Consider the following 7,188-nt stretch of genomic DNA (forward strand, 5'->3'; position numbering starts at 1 on the left):
CTAGTTCTCATCCGGAAACTCGGATGAGGGGCTAAAGGGGCGAAAGAAGGCGCATCCGGATGTGAAACTCAAGTGAACGGAGTAACTTGTTCTTTGCCGAGACCAAGTCACCCGAACCGGAGCCACACCCGGATGCGCCGAAAAGAACAGCTGTCGCTGGTTCAGCCGTGGATCGAGCACCCGCATGCGCGGGAGCTGGAGATGATCGGCCGGATCCTGGATCAGGAACCTGGCATCGCGGAGCGGGTGGAGCAAGAGCTTGTGCGCGGGGTGAAGAACCCGCACCTGGGGCGCAGCGGGATGACGGGGGATCAAGTGGTGCGGGTGATGGTGGTCAAGCAGTTGCGGGAGTTCAGCTACGAGGAGCTTGCGTTTCACCTGATGGACTCGGCGAGCTACCGCACGTTCTGCGGGTTCGGCTTCCTCGAGCCGCTGCCTTCGCGATCGGCACTGGCGGAGAACCTGAAGAAGGTGGAGCAGGCGGCGCTGGAGGAGGCGAACCGCCTGGTGGTGAAGCACGCCGAGAAGAAGAAGGTGGAGGACGGGAAGAAGGTGCGGATCGACAGCACGGGGGTGGAAGCGAACATCCACGATCCGAGTGACTCGACGCTGTTGTACGACGGGGTGCGGGTGCTGGCGCATCTGCTGAGAAAGGCACGGAAGCTGGCGGGGTTCCGGAGCTGGCGCGACTACGAGCGGAGCGCGAAGCAAAGCATGCGCGCGATCTCCGACGCCCGGAAACCGGAGCAGCGCACGGCGCTGTACGAGCAGTTGCTGGTGGTGAGCCGCCGTACGCTGGGCTACGCCGAAGCGGGGGCGAAGGCGCTGGAGGGGAAGGAAGGCCGGCAGGTGGAGCGGGTGCGCACGCGCCTGGTGCACTTTGCCGCGCTGCTGAGGAAGGTCATCGACCAGACGGAGCGGCGGGTGCTGAAGGGAGAGAAGGTGCCGGCGGAGGAGAAGCTGGTGTCGATCTTCGAGCCGCACACGGACATCCTGAAGCGGCGGGACCGGGAGACGCAGTACGGGCACAAGATCAACCTGACGGGCGGGGCCTCGGGGCTGATCCTGGACTGCGTGGTCGAGCAGGGAAACCCGGCCGACTCGACGCGGTGCCTGCCGATGCTGCGCCGGCAGAAGGAGATCTACGGGAAGCTGCCGCGGCAGGCGGCCTTCGACGGGGGCTACGCCTCGCGTGAGAACCTGAAGGAAGCCAAGGCGGCCGGGGTACCGCAGGTGTGCTTCGCGAAGAAGTGCGGGCTGACGGTGGAAGACATGACGGGCAGCCAGCGGGTGTACGACTCGCTACGCCGCTTCCGGGCAGGGATCGAGGGCGGGATCTCGTACCTGAAGCGGGTCTTTGGCCTGAGTCGCTGCACGTGGCGTGGCGAAGCGTCTTTCGCCAGCTACGTCTGGAGCTCGGTGCTTGCGGCCAATCTGCTGACGCTCGCGCGACACCTGCTGGACTGAGGCAGAAAGCCGGGAAGTGCCCGAAAGCCACTGCTGGGAGGAGTGTGCCCAGGAGCGTCGCGAACGGCATACGAGGCCGTTTCAGAGCTCTCGGAGCCGATCAGAGCGCTTCCTCGAGGGCTGATGGAAGCCGGCTCAGCGCCTCCTCGCGTGCCGACCCACGCGCCGGGAATGCTGTTTTCGGATGAGAACTAGGCTAGCCTCGAAACCGAGTGCCGCCGATCCGTAGCGACCGCGCGTGAGCCGGTGGCGGGTCGAGAGCTCCATGCCCCGCGTTGCACGCGTGCAACGCGGGGCGCTGCGTTCACCAGCGTCGCCTGTTGTGCTCGACATAGGGTGCGGCCAAACCGTCCTGGGCCCAGAGACCTGCGTCGGAATGGGCCGGACACCAGCGCAGCGCGGAAGCATGCGAAGGTTCTTGCTGAGGAATTTCGAGCCGCCCTATCTGAGCGTATCTGAGCGCATTCTAATGTAAGGCGGGGGAAACTTGTCCACATTCTGGGCCGCAACCCGCCCGGAGCGGACGGCCACGCGGCCGACCGCGGCGGAGCACTGGGAGAGGACGCGAAGGATGGCCGAGCACGACAGTTTGCGGCTGCACGTGGCCGACAGCGTCAGAACCGCCGGGCGCTCAGTGGGCGGAGTGCCGGCTGGGCCGGCGGGGTCGAGGACGAGGTGTCGGTGCTCGCTGGGTGAGCTTTGCTCGCCGGGCGGAGCTGTGTATGGCAGGGTGCGGACTCGCGCACAACCCCTGAGCATCGGCCGCGAGGTGCGGTCCAGCCCATGCCTTGCGACTGCCGGCTGATTTGCAGAAATTGCGCAGTTCAGTGCGCCGGCCCGCGGGTAGTCTCCCACCAAGTCACTTCCCATCGCTCCATGTGGTCTGATAACGAATCCCCCATCGATCTCTACAATGTTCAGCACCTAGTTGCGGCCGTGGCTGCCACGGCCAGGAACCAGCGGCTGCTGCCGGTGACGATCGGCGTGTACGGCGACTGGGGCAGTGGCAAGTCGACGGTCGTGCGCATGGTGCAGGAGCAGCTCGAGCGCGAGAAAGGCACGCTATGCGTGTACTTCAACGGTTGGCTCTTCGAGGGTTACGAGGATGCGAAAGCGGCCATCATCGGTTCGATCCTGGACGAGCTAGCCGACAAGCGGCGCGCGGTGGAGAAGGCGGGAGACCTGTTCCACCGTCTGCGCAAGCGCGTCAACTGGTTCCGCCTGATGGGCTGGGGGATCAAGACGTACTTCAGCGTGAAGGCGGGGCTGCCGCCTGCGCCGGACGCCGCGGCCGTGACCACGGAGGTAGTCAAGACCGCGGCGGATGGGATGGAGGGGGTGATCAAGGAGGCGCCGGAGGGCGAGGACAACATCCGCCGCAGCGTCCGCGAGTTCCACGACGACTTCGAGGAGCTGCTGAAGAAGACTGATGTCGAGACGCTCGTGGTCTTCGTGGACGACCTAGACCGCTGCCTGCCAACGACCGTGATCGAGACGCTGGAGGCGATCCGCCTCTTCGTCTTCGTGAAGCGCACGGCTTTCGTGATCAGCGCGGACGAGCGTCTGGTGCGGCACGCGGTCCAGACGCAGTACCGGGACCTGGCAGACCCCGGCCGCGACCTGGGCCGGGAGTATCTGGAGAAGCTGGTGCAGGTGCCGATCCACGTCCCCGCGCTCAGCCGGGCCGACATCGCCACCTACGTGAACCTGTTGTTCGCGGAGCTCCACCTGCCGGCCGGCGACTACACGACGCTCTGCCAGGGGTTGCTCAAGGGAGCCCGCGGGAGCATCGGGACCGAAGTCCTCTTCACCGGGGCGACGGCTCGCGAGGCGCTGGGCCACGACGTGCCTGCCGCCCTTGCGGATGATCTGGCCCTTGCCGCCCAGATCGCCGACGTGCTCGCGACCAGCACGTCCGGCAATCCGCGCCAGACGAAACGGTTCCTGAACGCGCTCCTGCTCCGCCTGCAGATGGCCGAGGCGCGCGGAGTCCCGCTGCAGAAGCGGATCACGGCGAAGCTGATGCTGCTCGAGTACTACGCGGACGCTACGTTCCGTGCACTCGCGCGCTGGCAAAGCGCGCAGGACGGGCAGCCGGTGGAGATCGCGGAGTTGGAGGCGTGGCGGAGGGAGCAGGACGCGCCCCCGGCGGCTCCGGCCGCGCAGGCCGCAGAGCCGGAGAAGCCGAAAGCCGGAGGCGTACGGAAGGCGCCGGCGGCGAAGCCGGAGCCTTCCTCGCCCCCTTCGCTGTCGCCCCACCTGCTCATCTACACGGCGGATCCATGGCTGCGGGAGTGGCTCGCCCTGGAGCCCCAGCTCGCAGGCGTGGACCTGAAGCCGTACTTCTATTTCGCCCGTGAGAAGGTCGTAGCCTTCCAGTCGGCAGCGGCGCGGCTTTCCCCGGCCGCCCGTGGTGTTCTGTCCAAGCTGCTGAGCGAATCGGCCGCGTTCCGGGGCAACGGCGCGCGCGAAGCGCGGGACCTGAACGCGGCCGACGCCTCAGCCGTGCTCACCGCGCTGGGCGAGGCAGCGGAGCGGGAGGAGGATCTGGAGGCCGACAACTCGGCGTTTCACGCGATGTTCCAGCTGGTCGAAAGCCGAGTAGACCTGGCCCCCGCGCTCCTTGCTTACCTCGCCGGGATCCCGGTGGTGCGGCTGGGCATGCCGACGCCCCCGCGTGTCGCCAACCTCCGCCGCTTGGCGGGGATGGAAGGGGCCGTGGACGGGCTCCTGACCACCTGGTCGAAGGAGGATGGAAACCCCCGGCTCGCCCAGGCTTCGAAAATGATGCTGGAGCGTCTTCCGCAGGCCGGCGGAAGCGCTGTCTCCCCCGAGCTCCCGCGCCGCTGACCATGGGCACTTCCGCGTCCAACCAGGGCCCGAAGAACATCAACTCGCTCCTGCCCCCCTGGGCTCCCGAACTCGAGGACGACGGGGCCGACATCCCCGAAGAGGTGCTGGACCCCCTGCCCGAGGAGCCGCCCCCGCCGGCGGACCCTGCACCCGAGCAGCCGACGGCGCCGGACCAGCCACCCGGGGACGATCCGGCGGCCGAACCGCCACCCGCTCCGCCCAGCCTCGAATGGCGAAGCCCGAAGACGCTGCTCGGCAGGCTTGCCCGCTCCGGGCGCACAGGGGCGGAGGCTACGCGCGACATCCGGACGATCGGCCGTACGTTCGTGCGTGCCCACGGCCGGGCGCGTGCGGCGACGAATGCCTCGAGATCGGGGACTCGGACGGCGCGGCGCATCGGAGCGGTGCTCGGGGCCATCGCCCCAGCGTGGCGTGGCGGAGGCCTTCCGCCGGCTGGGGCTGGAGACGTACCTCGGGCAGAGCCCGCGGGTGCTGCTGACGGCTCTCGCGGAAGCGATCATCCCCAACGGCGCGCTTGCGGAGGCGGCCATCGCGCGAGCGGCGGCCGTGGAAGCGCTGGTTGAGCTCTTCAAGCGGTACGATGTCGAAGGTCGTGGCGTGGAAGCCCTGGATGCGCTGGACTCCGCGGGGATCGCGGCCACGATGCAGCACTTCGTGGCCGCGTACATCAATGGCCGGCTGGTGAACGCCCTGTCCATCAAGATCGAAGAGGAAGCGCTCTCCGCGCAGCACGCGGTGCGGCTGGAGCGTGACATCAAGGAGTTCGTGATGCAGACCGTCCGGCTGGACTTCGGTGAGCAGGATCTCGCACGCCTGGACTGGAACACGCCGGAAGCGGCCAAGCTGATCGACCGCATCGTATTCGACGGCTTTCGCCTGCTGGAGGTGGCCCGATGATCCACCACATCGTGATCCGCGCGGGTGCGCGGGATGGCTATGTCCCCGAGGTGGATCCCGCGGAGGCGGTCGTGCCGTTCTCCGCGGAGTCCATCTCGGCCGAGCCCCACGTGCAGATGGATGCGGACGTGTGGGAGTTGCTGGATTTCTTCACGCTGACGGCACCTCAGCCGGCCGTTGAGCTCTTCCGTGCGGCGGCGGCCGTGTACTCCGCTGATCTGCGGATCCCGAGGGCTCGCGGCTACGACAACTGGACACGCGAACTGGTGCTGCACGTGCCCGTCGCGGACGTGGCTGCGTGGGAAGGGGTCTCCACGCCGTTTCGCCGCTTGCTCACGTTCCTGACGGGTGACCGCTGGGAGGTCCGGTTCCGCCAGGCCAGCTTCCCTCAGCCGCCGCGTGTTCCCAGGTACCTGGGCAAGGGCGGCGAGCTGGACGTCGATGCGGTCTGCCTCCTTTCCGGCGGGCTCGACTCGTTCATCGGCGCCGCTGAGGCGCTGGCGGCGGGGACGAAGCTCGCGCTCGTGAGCCACAACGCGAAGGGCCATGATCGCTTCTCCAGCCCCGCGCAGAAGGAGCTCGTAAAGGGGCTGGCCGGCCGCTTCGGCGCGGACCGCCTGCGGCACGTGAGATTCCGCCTCAACCCGCCGCCTCCCGACGGGCAGGTCACAGGCAAGGAGAACACGCAGCGCAGCCGCTCGATCCTCTTCATCGGGCTGGGGATACTGGTGGCGTCCTGCCTGCGCCGGGGCACTCCGCTGCTGATTCCCGAGAACGGGTTCATCAGCCTGAACGTCCCGCTCACGTCGGCGCGTTTGGGAAGTTACAGCACGCGCACCACCCATCCGTACACGCTCGATCTGCTGAGAAGCGTGCTGGCCGGGCTAGGGATAGAGGTGCCGCTCGTAAACCCGTACCGCTTCCTCACCAAGGGGCAGATGGTCGAGCGGCTGTACGGGGCCGAGGCCGAGCTGGTGCGCACGCTGGGACCGGAGAAGACGAGCTCGTGTGCCCACCCGAATGAGATGAAGCACGATCCCGCTCGTCCGCAGCCGCATTGCGGGTACTGCGTCCCGTGCATCATCCGCCGGGCATCGCTGGATGTCGTCGGGCTGGACGGCCCGCAGCAGTACCGGTACGACGTGCGTGGCGAGCGGCATCTGCTCAGCGCCGGCCGGTCGAAGGACGTGATCCCGGTGGAGATTGCGCTTGAGCGCGCCAGGGAGCATGCGGACATCGACGACGTACTGCGGTCGGGGCCCATCCCGCCGAACGAGGCGGAGGAGTACACGGCCGTGTACCGGGCTGGGTTGAACGAGGTGGCGCATTTCCTCCTGGGGCACCCGGTGGCCACGTGAGCCCTGCGCCTGCCGGGGAGGCGCCGCTCGTTGACACGCACTGCCACGTGGACCTCTTCCCGGACCCCCGGGCGCTGATCGCGCGCGCGGAGCGCAGCCGCACCTACTGCATCGCGGTGACGAATACGCCTTCGGTGTTCGAGCCGATGGAGCGGCTGGCTGCCGGTAGCCGCTACGTGCGTGCCGCGCTGGGTTTCCACCCCGAAGTGGTCGCCGCGCGGAAACGGGAGGCCGCGCTGCTGGGCGAACTCGTCCCGCGGGCGCGGTACATCGGGGAGATCGGGCTGGACTACGTCACGCCGGACCAGGGCGAGCGGGCGCTTCAGAGGGAGGTGCTGTCGCGCATCATCGAGCTGTCGGACGCGCACGGCGGACAGGTGCTGACGGTCCACAGCCGGCGGGCGGCCGAGGATGTCGTGGACGCATTCGGCCCCAGTTTCCGCGGGACGTGGATCCTCCACTGGTATTCAGGATCGGCGAAGACGCTGCGCCGTGCGCTCGCGCACGGCGCGTTCGTATCCGTCAACCCCTCGATGGTTCGGTCCGAGAGCGCGCTGCGGTGGCTGCGCGAGGTCCCGCACGAGCGCCTGCT

The 7,188-nt window shown here is 68.0% G+C and carries 5 protein-coding genes; all 5 read left to right on the top strand.

Annotated features, from left to right (window positions below; genetic code table 11):
• Positions 1-132 precede the first annotated feature (132 nt).
• Positions 133-1,467, top strand: a complete 1,335-nt coding sequence (locus VFZ20_RS31100; RefSeq protein WP_329687868.1) for an ISNCY family transposase — start codon at positions 133-135, stop codon at positions 1,465-1,467.
• Between the two features lie 972 nt (positions 1,468-2,439).
• The gene (locus VFZ20_RS31105) at positions 2,440-4,317 is read left to right on the top strand and encodes a KAP family P-loop NTPase fold protein (RefSeq protein ID WP_329687869.1); all 1,878 of its coding nucleotides are present in this window, start codon (positions 2,440-2,442) and stop codon (positions 4,315-4,317) included.
• A 492-nt stretch (positions 4,318-4,809) separates the two neighbouring features.
• The gene (locus VFZ20_RS31110; RefSeq protein ID WP_329687870.1) at positions 4,810-5,238 is read left to right on the top strand and encodes a hypothetical protein; all 429 of its coding nucleotides are present in this window, start codon (positions 4,810-4,812) and stop codon (positions 5,236-5,238) included.
• Complete coding sequence (gene qatC / locus VFZ20_RS31115; protein WP_329687871.1) at positions 5,235-6,596, top strand: Qat anti-phage system QueC-like protein QatC; 1,362 nt, start codon at positions 5,235-5,237, stop codon at positions 6,594-6,596. Before VFZ20_RS31110 ends, qatC begins: the two co-directional genes overlap by 4 nt.
• A gap of 47 nt (positions 6,597-6,643) precedes the next feature.
• Positions 6,644-7,188: TatD family hydrolase (locus VFZ20_RS31120; RefSeq protein WP_329687872.1), on the top strand; the 545-nt coding region annotated here is incomplete at its 3' end.

This window comes from Longimicrobium sp., assembly GCF_036280135.1.
In the GTDB taxonomy this organism is placed as follows: domain Bacteria; phylum Gemmatimonadota; class Gemmatimonadetes; order Longimicrobiales; family Longimicrobiaceae; genus Longimicrobium.